The sequence below is a fragment of the Corynebacterium sp. genome, assembly GCF_030535495.1.
Classification (GTDB): domain Bacteria; phylum Actinomycetota; class Actinomycetes; order Mycobacteriales; family Mycobacteriaceae; genus Corynebacterium.
Genome location: NZ_JAUNRW010000001.1, coordinates 52,654 through 68,428, shown reverse-complemented (window position 1 = coordinate 68,428; position 15,775 = coordinate 52,654). Strand labels below are relative to the sequence as shown.

The 15,775-nt window shown below is 67.1% G+C and carries 18 protein-coding genes; 4 read left to right on the top strand and 14 right to left on the bottom strand.

Annotated features, from left to right (window positions below; genetic code table 11):
- Window positions 1–5: 5 nt before the first annotated feature.
- Window positions 6–536 (top strand): SRPBCC domain-containing protein, encoded by a 531-nt coding sequence (locus Q4F73_RS00360; RefSeq protein ID WP_303357354.1) that lies wholly within the window; start codon window positions 6–8, stop codon window positions 534–536.
- 88 nt (window positions 537–624) lie between these two features.
- On the opposite strand, the gene Q4F73_RS00355 is transcribed toward Q4F73_RS00360, so the two are convergent.
- From Q4F73_RS00355 to Q4F73_RS00340, 4 genes are all read right to left on the bottom strand, one after another.
- Window positions 625–1,377 (bottom strand): amidohydrolase, encoded by a 753-nt coding sequence (locus Q4F73_RS00355; RefSeq protein ID WP_303357353.1) that lies wholly within the window; start codon window positions 1,375–1,377, stop codon window positions 625–627.
- A gap of 381 nt (window positions 1,378–1,758) precedes the next feature.
- On the bottom strand, window positions 1,759–1,932 hold the full coding sequence (locus Q4F73_RS00350) for a hypothetical protein (protein ID WP_303357352.1): 174 nt from the start codon (window positions 1,930–1,932) through the stop codon (window positions 1,759–1,761).
- Between the two features lie 6 nt (window positions 1,933–1,938).
- Entirely contained in the window at window positions 1,939–2,643 is a 705-nt protein-coding gene (locus Q4F73_RS00345; RefSeq protein WP_303357351.1) for a YceI family protein, read from the bottom strand.
- Between the two features lie 8 nt (window positions 2,644–2,651).
- A complete protein-coding gene (locus Q4F73_RS00340; RefSeq protein ID WP_303357369.1) occupies window positions 2,652–2,990 on the bottom strand; it encodes a hypothetical protein in 339 nt (112 codons plus the stop codon).
- Window positions 2,991–3,105: 115 nt separating this feature from the next.
- On the opposite strand from Q4F73_RS00340, the gene Q4F73_RS00335 reads away from it, so the two are divergent.
- Complete coding sequence (locus tag Q4F73_RS00335) at window positions 3,106–3,492, top strand: RNA polymerase-binding protein RbpA (RefSeq protein WP_303357350.1); 387 nt, start codon at window positions 3,106–3,108, stop codon at window positions 3,490–3,492.
- Window positions 3,493–3,561: 69 nt separating this feature from the next.
- Here Q4F73_RS00335 and Q4F73_RS00330 read toward each other — a convergent pair whose 3' ends face one another.
- Genes Q4F73_RS00330 through Q4F73_RS00315 form a run of 4 tightly spaced genes read right to left on the bottom strand, consistent with a single transcriptional unit; the run spans window position 3,562 to window position 7,673 of the window.
- Window positions 3,562–4,368 (bottom strand): polyprenol monophosphomannose synthase, encoded by an 807-nt coding sequence (locus Q4F73_RS00330; protein WP_303357349.1) that lies wholly within the window; start codon window positions 4,366–4,368, stop codon window positions 3,562–3,564.
- Window positions 4,369–4,380: 12 nt separating this feature from the next.
- The gene (lnt, locus tag Q4F73_RS00325; RefSeq protein ID WP_303357348.1) at window positions 4,381–5,868 is read right to left on the bottom strand and encodes an apolipoprotein N-acyltransferase; all 1,488 of its coding nucleotides are present in this window, start codon (window positions 5,866–5,868) and stop codon (window positions 4,381–4,383) included.
- Window positions 5,865–6,356, bottom strand: coding sequence for an FxsA family protein (locus Q4F73_RS00320; RefSeq protein ID WP_303357347.1), 492 nt, complete (start codon window positions 6,354–6,356; stop codon window positions 5,865–5,867). Before Q4F73_RS00320 ends, lnt begins: the two co-directional genes overlap by 4 nt.
- 9 nt (window positions 6,357–6,365) lie before the next feature.
- Window positions 6,366–7,673: a lipase family protein gene (locus Q4F73_RS00315; protein WP_303357346.1), complete on the bottom strand. Its 1,308-nt coding sequence runs from the start codon at window positions 7,671–7,673 to the stop codon at window positions 6,366–6,368.
- A gap of 29 nt (window positions 7,674–7,702) precedes the next feature.
- Between Q4F73_RS00315 and Q4F73_RS00310 the strand changes: the two genes are divergently transcribed.
- The gene (locus tag Q4F73_RS00310) at window positions 7,703–8,323 is read left to right on the top strand and encodes a hypothetical protein (protein ID WP_303357345.1); all 621 of its coding nucleotides are present in this window, start codon (window positions 7,703–7,705) and stop codon (window positions 8,321–8,323) included.
- On the opposite strand, the gene Q4F73_RS00305 is transcribed toward Q4F73_RS00310, so the two are convergent.
- From Q4F73_RS00305 to Q4F73_RS00295, 3 genes are read right to left on the bottom strand one after another with little or no spacing between them, the layout of a single operon-like run.
- Window positions 8,320–9,033 carry an SDR family oxidoreductase gene (locus Q4F73_RS00305; protein WP_303357344.1) on the bottom strand — a complete coding sequence of 238 codons (714 nt, stop codon included), beginning with the start codon at window positions 9,031–9,033 and terminating at the stop codon, window positions 8,320–8,322. The genes Q4F73_RS00310 and Q4F73_RS00305 overlap by 4 nt on opposite strands.
- A 3-nt stretch (window positions 9,034–9,036) precedes the next feature.
- Window positions 9,037–9,810 carry a 4,5-DOPA dioxygenase extradiol gene (gene ygiD / locus Q4F73_RS00300; RefSeq protein ID WP_303357343.1) on the bottom strand — a complete coding sequence of 258 codons (774 nt, stop codon included), beginning with the start codon at window positions 9,808–9,810 and terminating at the stop codon, window positions 9,037–9,039.
- A 4-nt stretch (window positions 9,811–9,814) separates the two neighbouring features.
- Entirely contained in the window at window positions 9,815–10,924 is a 1,110-nt protein-coding gene (locus Q4F73_RS00295) for a Xaa-Pro peptidase family protein (RefSeq protein WP_303357342.1), read from the bottom strand.
- 29 nt (window positions 10,925–10,953) lie between these two features.
- On the opposite strand from Q4F73_RS00295, the gene Q4F73_RS00290 reads away from it, so the two are divergent.
- Window positions 10,954–11,562 (top strand): trypsin-like serine protease, encoded by a 609-nt coding sequence (locus Q4F73_RS00290; RefSeq protein ID WP_303357341.1) that lies wholly within the window; start codon window positions 10,954–10,956, stop codon window positions 11,560–11,562.
- On the opposite strand, the gene Q4F73_RS00285 is transcribed toward Q4F73_RS00290, so the two are convergent.
- The 3 genes from Q4F73_RS00285 to tatA form a co-directional block, all read right to left on the bottom strand.
- Window positions 11,559–14,345 carry an RNA helicase gene (locus Q4F73_RS00285; protein WP_303357340.1) on the bottom strand — a complete coding sequence of 929 codons (2,787 nt, stop codon included), beginning with the start codon at window positions 14,343–14,345 and terminating at the stop codon, window positions 11,559–11,561. The two genes, Q4F73_RS00290 and Q4F73_RS00285, sit on opposite strands and share 4 nt — an antisense overlap.
- Before the next feature lie 46 nt (window positions 14,346–14,391).
- Window positions 14,392–15,300 (bottom strand): twin-arginine translocase subunit TatC, encoded by a 909-nt coding sequence (gene tatC / locus Q4F73_RS00280; RefSeq protein ID WP_303357368.1) that lies wholly within the window; start codon window positions 15,298–15,300, stop codon window positions 14,392–14,394.
- A gap of 97 nt (window positions 15,301–15,397) precedes the next feature.
- Window positions 15,398–15,754 carry a Sec-independent protein translocase subunit TatA gene (gene tatA / locus Q4F73_RS00275; RefSeq protein WP_303357339.1) on the bottom strand — a complete coding sequence of 119 codons (357 nt, stop codon included), beginning with the start codon at window positions 15,752–15,754 and terminating at the stop codon, window positions 15,398–15,400.
- Window positions 15,755–15,775: the final 21 nt, after the last annotated feature.

Below are 15,775 nucleotides of genomic sequence, written 5' to 3'. Positions count from 1 at the left end.
GGGACATGACTTCCCGCGAACCCACCGGATACCTGTCCACCGGCGCCGTATGCCCCGAGATCATCATCACCCGCCGCCTGACGCACACCATCGATACCGTGTGGAACCACCTCACGGATCCCGACCTGCTGGGCACCTGGTACGGCACCTTCACCGGTGATCCGGCCAGTGGGTCGGTCATGTTGACCACCCGCGAGGCCCCGGACCATCCGGGGGAGGCGCGGATCCAGCACTGCGAGGCACCGTCGGCCCTGGCCGTGACCCTCGACAGCCCCGCCGGCGCGTGGGCACTGTCCCTGATGCTCAGCGCGGACGGCGAGGAGACCGACCTGGAGTTCCGCCAGCGCCTGGACGGTATCGAGTACGCCGCCGCCGATATCGGCCCCGGGTGGGAGTACTACCTGGACATGCTGGCCCTGGCGCTGGAGGGGGGAGACGTGGATTCCCTCGACTGGGCCGACTACCACCCGGTCCTGTGCGAGCACTACGCCAGCGAGCGTCCCGAGGAGCCGGGGCAGATGCCGGAGGAGACGTAGTCACAGGAGTTACGCCCGATGTGATCGTTTCCGCCCTGATCGATCAGGACGGAAATGATCAGACTGGGCGAAAGAGCGGTGACATAATCTACGGGTCGAGATAGAACGCCTCGGCGTTGGAGTGGAAGACCGCGTCGAGGTGCTCGGGGGAAAGATTGTCCCGCAGAAGTTGGAGATCAGCCTCCTCGAAGGCACGCGGTGCGCGGGTGGAGGGCAGATCCGTGCCGGCCATAAGCGCCGTGGGGTCGAGGTCCATGATGGCCGTGACGGCCTCGAGCGCATCGAAGTCGAGGCGTCCGAAGCCGGTGGCCTTCACCTTGACGCCGGCCTCGACGAGACGGAGCAGGTGGGGCAGGCCTTCACGGCTCATTCCAAGATGGTCGATGCTCACGGCGGGGAGTGCGGCGAGGGTGTCGTGGAGTTCGGGGAGATGGCGGGAATCGACGTACAGTTCGGTATGCCACTCGGCGACCTCGTGGACGTGGCGCGCCAGGCTGTCAAGGACATCGAGGCCCGCCGATCCGCCGCGCGCCAGGTTGAAACGGACGGCGCGGATGCCCTGGGCGTCGAGACGCAGGATCTCCGAGTCCGAGGTGTCGCCCGAAATCTGGGCCACCCCGACGAAACGGGGGCCGAGCTTCCTGAGCGCGGCGATGAGGAAGCCCGTGTCGAAGGCCTGGAAGGAACCGGCGACGACTGCGCCTCCGGTGATCTTCAGGCCTTTCGTGCGGTGGCGGTAATCGGTGACCGAAAACGGATCCGGTACGAAACCCTGGTTGGGGATGAGGGGGTGACGCGGGTCGATGATGTGGAGGTGCGCGTCGAAGAGGGCCGGGAGCATGATCCCATTCTGGCACCGACTGATGGGCGATATCTAAACTGACATAATGTACATTATCGGCGTTATTTCAGGCCCCAGTCTGCTCGTCCTAAGAATCCCCGCGGTTATCGTCGGACTCCCTCTGCGGCGCGGCAGACACCGAGTGCACGTTCACCCCTGGGTGTGCCTGAAGCAAAGTCATCCGCTCGCGATACACGCGAAAGGCCTCTCAAGCGTCAGTCATCTAGATCGGCGTCTCTAGCTGGAGGCAGAGCTGCAGGCCTTCTGCCATGATGGCCGAGGCGATGAGGACCGGCCAGAAGCTGACACTTGCCATAGCCATAAGGGCCTGTCCCCGCTCCCCGAAGACTGCCCAATTACGTCACAGTGACGTAATAAGACCTATTCCCGGTCCCGGTACTTGTACGCCATCCACAGTTGCCAGATGGACACCAGCACCAGGATTCCGGCGATGATCCCGACGAACCAGTAGCCGTCCCACGTCACGTAGATGCCGAAGGCCAAGATGACGATGAGACGGACCCAGATCATCGGGATCATGCGAGAAGGATTCATCAAGTTCTACTTCTCCAGCAGAATGCGGATGTTGAGCTCGCCGGTGTCGTCGATCTTGGCGGCGACGAACTCGGGTGACTCCACGCCGTACTCGTTACGGTCGATGAGAACGTCGCCCGACAGGACGACGCGGTCGCCGTCGCGGAGGATGTCGAACTCGTGGCTGAGCGGACGGGTCTCACCACGGATCTCCATGTCACCGTTGAGAGTCACCTTTCCGGGGGTGCCGTCGGCCGGGACATCGGAGACGTCAGCCGGCTCGGTGATGGTGAACGTGGCCGTCGGAAACTCGTCGGTGTGGAAGATCTTGCGGCGGACGTTGATGTCGCGCCGCTCGTTGTCGGTGGAGACGGTGTCCATGTCGACGATGATCTCACCGGCACGGACGGTGCCCTGTTCAATGGTCGCCCAGCCCTCGACCGCCTGCGTGGAACCCGAGGTCTCGCGACGATCGGACGGCAGAAGCTCGAAGAAGGTGAAACCCACGGAAGTCGTGTTGTCGTTTCCCCTCTGGTGTGCGACCTGCCACTCGCCGTCGATGTCGGTGCTGGCCGGCTCGGCGCCCTCGGCCTTCAGCCCTTCGGTCTTCACTCCCGGACCCATGGCCACCGCAAAGAGCATGGGAACCACGGCCACGAGGGCCAGCAGGACGATAAGGATGACGAAGATCGCGATGATGATCTTGCTGGCCGGCTTGCTCTTGGTGGTCATCGACCCTGTTACCTCAACTTCTCAATCGTCCGTGCGAGTGCCACCAGTTCGGAGCACAGGACGCGGATCTCGTCCGGTTCGGCGCCCTCCGCAGATGCAGTGGCGACGTCTTCAGCCGCGCACCGCAGCTCGAAGAGTGAGTCCCTCAACGCTGCGGCGCGTTCCGGATGAATGATAACCGCTTCCGCCGGGATACTGGTACCCGTCACGTTCTGGCGTTGCTCGTAGGCGCGTTGTTTACACGATCTGCTGCAGTACTTGCGCGGACGGCCCCGGCCGGTGAGCACCAGCTCCTTGCCGCACCACGCACATGACGCTGTGGACCCAGCGGGTTTGGTGGTGGATATCGTCACGTGACCACCATATCCGAAACGGCGCCCGTTGTCGGGAACAAACCCGGTGGCCCGCACGTTATACTGATACGTCTGAAGAACTTCAACCAACGAAAAGGATGATGCCGCAATGGCAGATCGCGTACTCCGCGGCAGCCGCATGGGTGCCGTCAGCTATGAAACTGACCGCGACCATGATCTTGCCCCGCGCCAGATGGTGAAGTACCGCACCGACAACGGCGAGATCTACGAGGTCCCCTTCGCCGACGATGCGGAGATCCCTGAGGAGTGGATGTGTAAGAACGGCCAGCTGGGCACCCTCATCGAGGGTGAGGGTGTTGAGTCCAAGCCGGTCAAGCCGCCGCGCACGCACTGGGACATGCTGCTGGAGCGTCGCTCCCTCGAGGAGCTGGATGTTCTTCTGGAGGAGCGCATCGAGCTCCTGCGCAAGCGTCGCCGCTCCGCCGCCCGCCTGCTCAAGGAGCAGCAGGCCGCAGAGGCCGAGCAGAACGGCTAAGATAAACAGCCAAGAAAAACAGACCCGGTGAGCTGGAAGCTCACCGGGTTTTTTCGTGGCCAGTTGTGGTCAGTCGCGCTGGCGGGCGCGCTTCCAGTGGCGGTACTCGTGGGAGACCATGCGCTTGCCGACACTGAGCGCATCCTTGGCCTGCTCCATCCGGTGGGTGATCCCCCACTTGGTCACCTCGACGAGGGAGTCCTTGACGAAGCTGCCGTCGAGCTTGGATTCGCCGATCTCACGCTCGGTGAACGTGATGGGCACCTCGCGGACATCGAAACCACCGGACACGGCACGCCAGGCCAGGTCGACCTGGAAGATGTAGCCGGCGTTGGACAGCTCATCGAGGTCGAGGGCCTCGAGGACGTCGCGTCGGTACGCACGGTACCCGGCGGTCATGTCCGTGAGCCCCGCGCCGAGCAGCAGCGAGATGTAGAGGTTGCCGCCCTTGGACAGGATCCAGCGCTTCTTGGGCCAGTTGACCACCTTGCCGCCGGGGACATAACGCGAGCCGATGACGACGTCGGCGCCGTCGGCGATCTCCTCGAGGAGCAGGTGGAGCTGCTCCGGGGCGTGGGAACCGTCGGCGTCCATCTCGCACAGGATCGCGTACTCGCGCTCTAGGCCCCACTGGAAACCTGCGACATAGGCGCCACACAACCCGCCCTTGCCCTCGCGGTGGAGGACATGGATGTGGGAGTCATCGGCGGCGAGCTCGTCCGCCTTGTCCCCCGTGCCGTCGGGGCTGTTGTCGTCGACGACGAGAATGTCGACCTCCGGGGTGGCGGCGCGGACCCGACCCACGATGAGCGGGAGGTTCTCCAGCTCGTTGTAGGTGGGGATGATCACCAGGGTCGCGGCACTGGTATTGGTCACGAAGGTCTCCTTCTATGCGGTAGTTCTGTGCCGGCCGGTCACCAGAGCGGTGAGCAGCAGCAGGCCACCTAGGATTATAAGCCCGGTCTGGACGATCCCACCGTAGCGCGCGGCGACCGTGATGGTGTCGCGCAACGGCAGAGTCTCCACGAGTTTTCCGGGCTCGAAGATGCCGGTCTCCTGGCTGACGGATCCGTCCGGGTGCACGATCGCGGACACGCCCGAGGTCGCGGCGACGACCACCGCCCGGTCGACCTCGATCGCCCGCAGGCGGCTCATGGCCAGCTGCTGGTAGGTCATGTCGGTGAAGCCGAAGGTGGCGTTGTTGGTCGGAGTGGTCAGGATCTGCGCGCCATCGATGACGGCCGTGCGCAACGCAGGGTCGAAGGCCACTTCGTAGCAGGTGGCCACGCCGACGATAACGTCCGACATCCGCACCGTGAACTCGGGCGGGCCGGGCTTGAAGTCACCGGCCTGGTCGACGTACTCGGAGAAGTTGCGGAAGAAATCGCGCATCGGCATGTACTCGCCGAAGGGCTGGAGGAAGTGCTTGTCATGCTGGTCGCCGCGGCCGGACTCCGGGTCCATGACGACCATCGTGTTGCGGTCGCCGACCTCATCGCGGGTGATGGTACCCACGAGCACCGGAGTGTCCACGGCGGCCACCGCCCGGTCGACGAGGGCGCCCGCCTCCGAATCCGCGAAGGGGTTGACGTCGGAGGAGTTCTCCGGCCAGATGACCATGTCGAGCTCCTCCCCCGCCAGTTCCTCGGTGACCCGGACGTGGTTGGACAGGACGGCGCGGCGCTGGGCATTGAAATCCAGCCCCATGCGCGGGACGTTGCCCTGCACGGCGGCCACGCGGGTCTCCCCCACGGTGGCCTCCTCCCGGTTGACCACGGTCAGTCCTGTCACCAGGCCCGCCAGCAGCGGCACAATGACGGCGATGACTCCGGCCACCCGCGCCCCACGGTGGCGGATCAGCAGGGCCGCCAGGCCCGTTCCCACCAGCGCGGCGGCGAAACTGACCAGCGCCGGGCCTCCCCACACGGCCAGGTTGGCCAGCGGGCCGTTGATCTGCCCCCAGGCCAGCCGGACCCAGGCGAAGCCCCCGAAGGGGAAGGAACTCCGCGCCCAATCCACCAGGACGTAGACGAAGGGGAAGGCGAGGAATCCGAATCGCCAGCGGGCGACGGCCACACCGCCGACACCGGTGACCAGGGCATAGAGCGCGCAGACCACGGACAACGCGATGTAGGGAAGGTTGCCCACGAACTCCCCGATCCAGGGAAGCATGAACAGATACAGCACCAACGCGTGGGTGAAACCGAGCAGAGCTCCGGTGGGAAGTCCAGGTCCTCTCCCCCGCCAGGGCATGAGGGAGATGTAGAGCCCGGCCATACCGGCGATGCCCGCGATCCACCAGCCGAGGGGCTCGTTGGAGGCGTAGGCGAGAAAGCCGGAGGCCGCGGCAATGAGCAGCCGCAGCAGGAGTGTCACTTGAAGTCCTCCGGGCGGACGTCGCGGGTCCAGTCCCTGACCTCCTGCTCGTCGATGACCTGCTCGGGGTCGCCGAAGCTGCCGTAGGTGGTGCCGGGGCGTCGAGAAGCAGTCGCCTCGTAGCTGCGCACGCCGAGATCCTCGATGGACTTCATCATCTTCTTTGCCGCGACGCGACGCGCCAGGGCGCGGGTCGGCGGGAGGATGAGCAGCAGACCCAGGATCGAGGTGGCGATACCCGGGGTGCCCGCGAGTATGGCACCGGCGGTCAACAGGCCGTAGTCCCCGGCCAGGCGCCCCGCGGAGATCTTCTGGCCGGCGGCGAGGCGGCCCACGCGCCGCATCTCGAACGGCATGGCGATAAGCCCCGCCGCCATGAGACCGAACATGATGAGCAGGGCCCAGCCGACGCCGAGCCAGGATCCGACAGCCCAGAAGACGAGGGCCTCGATGATGAGGACAGGGAGCAGAGCGAGAAGAAACGGCACGAACCCACCCTACCTGCGCAGTTCGTCGATCAACCACCCGACATGGTGGGTGAGGTGCCGGTAGTAGGGGCCGAAGTGGTTGGCGCCGGTCCGCCCCGGGATCGGCCAGGTGCGGTCCTCGAACCAGGTGACGTCGGCGCCTCGCCCCCGCCACTGATCGCGGAGGCGGCGTACCTGCCCGACGGGGACCACGTCGTCGTGTCGCGAGCCCCACAGCAGGACGGGTACCTCGGGGGCGGTGCCGCCGAGCGCGCGGGCGTCGAACTCGGCGGAGACGCAGGGCAGATCGTCGAGAAGCTCCCCGAGGGGCACACCGGCGTGGGTCCAGCGGTCGGTGCCGCGCCAGCCGGAGGTGAACACCGAGCTCACGGCGCACGTGGAGATGTCGGAGGTGAAATGGTCCAGGCCCTCCGGGGTCAGGGCCCCGAGAATCTCGGCGCGGATGTCCGCGGACGCCACCATGAGGCCGGCGACGGCATAGGAGAGCACACCGGTGACCAGGGAACCGTCGACGTGGGCGAGGACCTCGTCGAGTCGCGAGGGTGGGGCGCCGATGACGGCGGCCACCGGGGTGATCTCCGGGGCGTAGTCGCCGCGTTCCAGGGCCATGCCGACCGCGGCCCCGCCCTGGGAAAACCCCCACATACCCACCGGGGAGTCTTCCGGAAGCCCCAGATGGCGGGCGGCGCGGACGGCGTCGAGAAGCGCGTTCCCGCCGGAGGGGTGGTCGCAGTAGAGCTGCCAGCCGAAGTCCGGGTCGCGGGGATAATCGGTGAGCACGACGTGCATCCCGGCGGCGAGCATCGCGGTGATGGCGGGCAGTTCGTAGCTGGCGACGATGTCGACCGGCCCGCGCAGGGTGACGCTCATGCCGACCGACATGGAGTAGGAGGGGTCGCAGTGCGGGGCCACGCCCTGGGTGGAGGGGGCGAAGGCGACGACGGGCCGGGGGCCGCCCCGCCACGGGCTGCGGGAGTGGAGGTAGGCACCGGTGGCGGTGATCGTGTGCCCGCGGGCGTCGGTGGTGACGTACTCCATGCGGGTGGCGACGGTGGGATTGGCGCTGCCACCTCCCATGAGGCGCATCGGGGCGGAGGCCAGCAGTGTCCCCGGCCGCTGTCCGATCACCCACGTGGCGTCGGAGAAGCTGGGTTCCCCGTCCCATTCGGCGAAGGTGGGGCGTTCCGGCGAGGCTCCCCGGCCACCGATTCGGCGCAGGACTCCCCTCCCGACATCGTGCGCCAGCGGCAGCCACGCCCGGGCGACGGTCGAGCGCACACCGGCCCGGTGAATCAGGGGTGTTCGCCTGCCGATCATGCGTTCCACCTTAACTACAATGAGGTTCCGTGAGCGCAGAACCCGCCTTCCTCGACCTGGCACCCACTGACGGTGTCGTCCCGCCCGGCGCCTGGGAACCCCTGGCCGCGGCCGCGGACGCCCACGGCGACGGCCACATCCACATCACCGATGCCGGCCATGTGCGGCTCTACGGGCCGGTGCTTATCGACGTCCCCGGCTTCCACCCCGCTGCCACCGTCACCGAGTCCGGTGAGATCGGGTGGCTCGGGCAGTCGGACGGTCTGGTCACCCTCGGGGCCGGCCTGCGACTGGGCATGATGGATACGCGGGTCGCCCGGATGCTCGACGTTGTTGAGGCGCCGGTGCGGCTGTGCCGGGGCGGCATCATCCAGATCGAGGGGTTGGAGGAGGGCGTGGCGGAACAGGTCGTGCGCGTCTTGGCGCCGCTGGGGCTCATTTTCGATTCCGGTTCGGACCTGCTGCGTGTCTCCGCATGCGGGAACTGCGGGCTCTCGCGTTCCGACGTCCACCTCGACGCCCTGCAGGCCGTGGCCACCGGCGTGGAGGGCCGTGTCCATTTCGTCGGCTGCGAACAGCGCTGCGGCGCGCCGGCCGAGGGACACATCGAGTACCTGGCCCTCGGCGAGGGCGAGTACGAGGTCAGTTAACGGGGCATCGTGCGCCAGATCGGGCGCGGCACGAGCCGCATGACCCAGGCCAGGAGCCGGAGGCGGCGCGGGATCCACAGGGTGGTGCTGCCACGTCCGTCGCGGATCTCCGCTGCGACGGCGTCGGCGACGTCCGCCGGGGTGACCGACAGCGGCGCCGGATCCATGCCCGCGGTCATCGAACCGATGACGAAGCCGGGGCGGGCGATGATCAGGCGCAGGTCGCTGCCGTGCAGGCGATCGGCCAGGCCCTGGCAGAAGGCGTCGAGTCCGGCCTTGGTCGAGCCGTAGACGTAGTTGGCCCGCCGCGCGCGCCACCCGGCGATCGAGGAGAAGGCGATGAGCTCCCCGCGCGGCAGGAGATCGGCCAGGACCGTCAGGACCGAGACCTGGGCGGTGTAGTCGACGGTGGCGATCTCCACCGCGTGCGCCTCATCGTGCTCGGCCCGGGACTGCTCCCCGAGGATGCCGAAGGCGACGATCGCGGTGCTCACTCCACGGTCCACCGCTTCCTGGATGAGGCCCCGGTGGGTGGCCAGATCGGTGGCCTCGAAGGGCAGGTGGTGGACGGCGGTGGCGCCGGCGTCGAGAAGCATCTGTGTCTCGGGCTGCCTCCGGGAGGCGAGGATGACCTCGCGGCCGGAGCACAGGCGGGCGGCGAGTTCGCGGCCGATCTCGGAGGTGCCGCCGAGGACCAGGATGGCGTTCATGTCCTACGACGCTACCCGGTAGCCCGTCATCGACAGCGAACCCATGGTGCGCTGCTCGTTGAAGACGTCGACGCTGCCGCCGGTGGCCGCGGATACCCCGGCGATGTACGCCAGCGGAAGGAAGTGATCCGGGGTGGGCACGGAGCGGGTGTATCCGGCGTGTTCGCGCAGGGTGGCCAGCCGATCGGGATCGTCGAGCATGATGTCGCGGGCGGCCTCGTCGAAGTCATCGGCCCAGGTGAATCCGGTGTCGCCGCCGTGCCAGTCGATGAGGGAGAGGTTGTGCACGACGTTGCCGGAGCCGACGATGAGGACGTCATGTTCCGTGGCCAGGCGTGCCAGGCGGGTGCCCAGGTCGTAGTGCTCCTGCAGGGACTTGGTGGCGTCGATGGACAGCTGCACCACCGGGATGTCCGCGTTCGGGTACATGTGCTTGAGCACGGACCAGGTGCCGTGATCGAGGCCCCAGTCGTGGTCGCTCTGCACCAGGGTCGGCTTGGCGACATCGCGGACCAGCTCCGCGATCTCCGGATCCCCGGGGGCGTTGTACTGGACGTCGAAAAGCTCCTGGGGGAAGCCGTAGAAGTCGTGGATGGTGCGCGGGTCGGACATGGCGGTGACCCCGGTGCCGTGGGTGTACCAGTGGGCGGAGACGGCCAGGATGGCGCGTGGGGTGGTCTCCTCCCCCAGTGCCGTCCAGGTGCGGGTGAAGTCATTGTCCTCGATGGCGTTCATCGGGGTGCCGTGACCGACGAAGAGTGCGCGGGTGGCGCTCATGGGTTTACCTCAGTTCTCGTTGTTGATGTGACAGCGATTCTACGCCTGTAGTGGACACAACAACAATATCCTCGAGGCGCATTCCCCACCGGCCCGGACAATAGATCCCCGGTTCGACGGAAAAGCACATGCCCGGCTCCAGGACCAGGTCATTGCCCGCCATGATGAACGGCTCCTCGTGCGTGGACAGGCCGATCCCGTGGCCGGTGCGGTGAATGAAAAACTCCCCGTAGCCGGCCTGCTCGATCACCTCGCGCGCGGCCCGGTCCACCGACGCCGCGCTCACCCCGGGACGGGCCTGTGCCAGGGCTGCGGCATGCGCCGCATGCAGGACTTCATAGGCGGCACGGGCGTCCTCCGGGGCGTGGTCGGCACCTCCCACGACATAGGTCCGGGTGGAGTCGGAATGATAGCCCGGACCGCGGGTACCACCGACGTCGACGACCACCACATCCCCTGTCTCCAGCACCCGGGAGGAATGCGAGTGGTGTGGATTGGCGCCGTTGGGCCCTGAGCCGACGATGACGAAGTCCACCACGTCGTGCTCCTTGAGGATGAGCGTTCGCAGGTCCGCCGCCACCTGCGCTTCCGAGCGGCCCGCCCGCAGCAGAGACGGGACACGTTCGTGCACCCGGTCGATGGCGGCAGCCGCCAGCGCCAACTGCTCGATCTCCGCGGCGTCCTTCCGCATGAACAGCTCCTTGAGACCGGTGGCGGCGGGGTGGGTGGGGGCGTCGATAAGCTCCTGTAAACGGAGCACATGCAACGTGGTCAACGACGATCCCAGGCCTACCGGCCCGTGGTCGAGGACCTCCACGGCGCGGACATGCGGGTCCTCCCCGTCCACCCAGCCACTGACCTGGATGTCCAGGTGCGGCACCGCCGACAACTCCAGGTCGGCGATGTCCGTCTGCGGGGCCACCAGCACCGGGTGACCACCCGCCGGAATGGCCAGCGCGGTCAGCCGCTCGTGGGAGCTCAGCCACGAACCGGTGAGATACGCCAGCTCCGGCCCGGTGCCGATGATCAGTCCCGCCCATCCTTGTTCGCGGCACAAACGCGCGGCGTGGGAGAGGCGGGTGGCGTAGACGTCCGTGGGAAAAAGATCAGTCATGGCACCCATCGTAGGTACCCTGGGAAAGCGTGTCGCACGCCATCACTGTCCGCCTCAGCGCCGGCCCCGCCTACTGCTCGGGTGTGCTCATCTCCCCGGACGCCACAGCGGGTGAATCCTCCACCGAGTACATCCTCAGTTGCGCGCACTTCCTGCGCGAACGCAGCGGGCCGATTCGCGTGGGCGGTGCCTTCTTCCACGCCCGCATCCTGGGGGCCGTGCGCCTCCCGCGTACTGATCTGGCCGTGCTCCGGATGGATCGCCCGTCACCGCAAAAGCACCTGCTGCGCGTGGCGACGCACCCCTCCCCCTTCCTCGCCGCCACCCGCACCGAAGGTTTCGGGAAGAGCTGGCACCGCAAGAGGGAGAGGTTCGGCCGGGTGGTGGCCCGGGTGCCTTTCGCCCTGGGCCGCAATCTGTCGACGTTGGTGTCCTCGGCCGCGATCCTCTACAACCGGCCCATGGCCGTCAAGGGGGATTCCGGCGGGCCGGTGATCATCGGCGAGGAGATCGTGGCGGTGCAGTCCATGATCACCGACCCCTTCGGGGTGAACACCGGGCTGGCGACCGTCGCCCAGGTGGCACCGCACCGCCGGGCGATCCTGGCGGCGGTGCGGGCCCTGGAGCAGGCCTACTAGCTGCCGATGGCCACCACGCCGCGGCGGATGGCGTCGATGGCGCGCCGGGCGTTGGCCTGCACATCATCGGTGTAGGCGGTCTTGGCCACCTGCCCGAGCAGGTCCATCACCTGGCGGCACCAGCGCACGAAATCACCCGGGGTCATCTCGGCTCCGGATTCGGCGGCCGCGGCCAGGCAGTAGCCGAGCGGGGCACCCGCCGCCCACTGGTGGATGGCCAGGGAGAAGCCGGCCTCCGGCTCCCGCGTCACCGGCAGCCGGTGCCGACGTTCGTCGGCCGCCAGTTCCTGCCAGATACGCACGGTGGCGTCCATGGCCTCCGCCATCTGGTCCGTGGCGGCGTTGGGCTCCCCACCGAAGTCCTTGCGGTTTTCGAAGGTGCACAGGGAGACCACGCCGGCCAGTTCCGCCGGGTCCAGGTCGTTCCAGATGCCGCGGCGCAGGCACTGCGCGACGAGCAGGTCGGACTCGTTGTGGATCTGGGAGAGCAGCTCGCCTTCGGGGGTGATCACCGGGGTGCGGTCCGGGCCCGTGCCCTCGAACTCGACGTAGCTCATCTCGGAGAGCAGGCCGATGATGCGCTCGAAGTGTCGGCCGAGGGTGTCGGTGGCCTTCTCGACGCGCGCGTTGAGGCGGGTGAGCTCCCGTTCGCGCCTAGCCAGCTTCTCCCCCACCCGCGCCAGCTGCTCTCGGTCGGTGGCCGGCCAGGAGTGGACGGGGTGGTTGCGCATGGCCTCGCGCAGGGCAATGACCTTCTTTGAGTCCCGCACCCGCGCGCTCTGCCGCATCTTCTTCGGCCGCCCGAAGCTGTTGCGCTGGAACTGGTCGACGATGTAGCGGGTGTTGCGGCGCGGGTTGTCCAGCACCTTGCGCGGCAGGCGCATCCGCCCGATGGTCTGGGGTGGGTTGTTGAAGGAGGAGGCGTCAATGCGCCCGGACCAGCCCTGCTCGGTGGTCACCCACGGGCGCGGATCGCGGGTCTGGTTCGCCGGGGTGACCACCACGGCCAGGACCGGGTGCTTGCGGCCGGGCATGACCAGAACGTCGCCGAGCTGGAGCTTGCCCAGCACGGTGACGGTCTCCTGCTGGCGCTGCTCGAGAGAATGCACGCGGGAGGCCTTCTCCTCCTCGCTGAGATCGCGCCGCAGCTGTATGTACTCCATGAGCTGCCCGGCGGGATCCTCCCCGTCGCGGACAGGGGGCGCGAAGGTGGCGATGGCGTCGCTCAGCTGGGCCCGCAGTTCGCGGACCCGGTGCTCGGCGCGTTCGATCTCACGGACATCGTCGACGACCGATCCGTCGGCCTGGTACTGCGCGAAGGATTTCTCCAGCAGGCGCAGGGAGGGCTCGAAACCGATCATGCCCAGCAGGTTGACGGCCATGTTGTACCCCGGGGCGAACGTGGAGATCAGCGGGTACGTGCGTGTGGACGCCAGTCCGGCGACCGCCCGCGGATCCATCGCCGGGCTCCACTGGACCACGGCGTGGCCGATGACATCGATGCCCCGTCGGCCGGCGCGGCCGGTGAGCTGCGTGTACTGCCCCGGGGTGAGCTCCACGTGGCCCTCGCCGTCGAACTTGACCAGCTTCTCCAGCACCACGGAACGCGCCGGCATGTTGATACCCAACGCCAGGGTCTCGGTGGCGAAGACCATGCGGACCAGGCCCTGGACGAAGAGCTTCTCGACGATGTGCTTGAACGCCGGCAGCATCCCCGCATGGTGGGCGGCGAAACCGCGCTTGAGGGCTGCCTTCCACTGGGAGAACTGCAGAACCTCCAGGTCCTCCTCGGGGATGCCCTCGACGCCGGCGTCGATGATCTCCTCGATGCGCTGGGACTCCTCGTAGTCGGTGAGCACCAGGTTGGAGCGCAGGCACTGGAACAGGGCGCCGTCGCATCCCGCACGGGAGAAGATGAACGTGATGGCCGGAAGCATGTCGCGGCCCTGCAGCACCCGGATGACGTCCGGGCGGCCCACCGGCTTCTGCCGGTCCTGGGGACGCTTCATTCCGGAGCGTCGCCCCTCGGCACGGGCCCGGAAACCACGGCCGGACTCGTAGTCGGCGCGACCCTCCTCGGCCTGGTCTGACTGAATCCGGTTGATCACGTCCTCGAGCTCGCGGTTGACCTCTCCCCCGCTGCCCGGTTCGAAGAGCGGGTAGACCTTGCGCCCGACCATCATCCACTGCTCGAGGGGTACGGGGCGCTGGTCGGTGACGATGACCTTGGTGTCGCCGCGGACGGTGGACAGCCAGTCACCGAACTCCTCGGAGTTGGACACCGTGGCCGACAACCCGACGATGTTGACGGATTCGTCGAGATTGAGGATGACCTCCTCCCAGACGGCGCCGCGTTCGCGGTCCGCCAGGTAGTGGATCTCGTCCATGACCACGTGGCTGAGCCGATCCAGTGTGGAGGAACCCGCGTAGATCATGTTGCGCAGGACCTCGGTGGTCATGACGACGATCTCCGCGTGCGAGTTGATCGACACGTCACCGGTGAGCAGGCCGACGGCCTCCTCGCCGTAGTCCGCGCGCAGATCATTGAACTTCTGGTTGCTCAGGGCCTTGATGGGCGTGGTGTAGAAACACTTGGTCCCCTGCGACAGGGCCAGCGAGACCGCGAACTCGCCGACGATCGTCTTGCCGGCGCCGGTGGGAGCGCACACGAGAACCCCGTGACCCGCCTCGACCGCACGACAGCCCTCCAGCTGGAATTCGTCGAGCGGGAAGGAGAAGCGGGAGGCGAATTCCGCGAGGTGAGTGACATGGGTGTCGTTCATGAGACCCAGGCTACTGAAATGCCGGCAGCCAGCGAGCCAGCTCGCTCTAGAGGACGTCGTCGAACCCGCCCGCGTGCGTACTGGGTGAGGTCTGCACCGGCGCGGGCCGGGAGATCGGGGCCGGCGCATCCGTCCCACCGGGGGCGGTGTTGAGCGGGGATGCGGACTCATCGTCCAGGTCCATCCACTCCGGGCGCTCCTCGCGGCGGCGCTTGTCGTTCCAGCGGGTGAACTGGATGGCCATCTCCACGAGCATCACCAGGCAGAACGCCAGGACGACCATGGAGAAGGGATCCTGGCCGGGAGTCATGAACGCCGCGAACACGAACAGGATCAACACGATGATCCGGCGCTTTTCCTTGAGCGTCTGGTACGGGAGGACGCCGACGATGTTGAGCATGACGATGATGAGCGGCACCTCGAAGCTCACGCCGAAGATGATGAGCAGGCCGAGCAGGAAGTTGTAGTAGTCCTGGCCGGTCAGCGCCGACACCGCGAACTCGGAGCCCATCGTCATGAGGAACTCGAGGGCGAACCCGACGATGAAGTAGGCGATGAGTGCACCCATGACGAACAGCAGCACCGCCAGGGAGACGAAGGTGAAGGTGGTGCGGCGTTCCTTCTTGTGCAGACCCGGGACGATGAACGCCCAGATCTGATAGAGCCACACCGGGGAGGAGAGCACCAGACCGGCCAGGGCGCCCACCTTGAGGCGCAGCATGAACATCTCGAACGGCCGCGTGGCCAGCAGACGACATTCGTTGTCGCGGGTGAAGTCCGCGCGGATCTCCGGGGGCAGTTCACAGTAGGGGCCACGGAGAATCTCACCGAGCGGCATGGAGCCGAAGGGGCCGTGCTGGTACCAGATGAAGCCGAGGATGGTGCCGACGAACATCGCCACGAGGGAGATGATCACACGGCGGCGCAACTCCTTGAGATGGTCCACCAGGGACATGTCTCCGGTGGGCGACTTCTTCTTGCGCTTGCTGCGCCACCGCAGCCGACGCGTGGCGGTGCCTTCCGGGAGGGACATGGCGATCTACGTCCCTGTTCTACTGGTTCGGGTTGTGCGGGCGGGGCTGGTTCGGGTCCTGGGGACCGGGCTGACCGGGGTACGGCTGTCCCTGCTGCGGCTGCTGGTAACCCGGCATCGGCTGCTGGCGGGGCTCGTAGTTCGGGTTCGGCTGGTTCTGCGGCTGCTCCCAGAACTCCTGCTGCTGGTTCTGCGGCGGGGCGATCTGGCCCTGCTGCGGCTGCGGCTGGTCGTCGTTGCTCATTTCCTTGACCTCGGACTTGAAGATGCGCATCGAGCGACCGATGGAGCGGGCCGCGTCAGGAAGCTTCTTCGCGCCGAACAGGAGCACGACGACGAGCACGATGATCAGAATTTCCCAGGGGCCGGGAGTCATGTGTGTATTACCTCTCAGAAT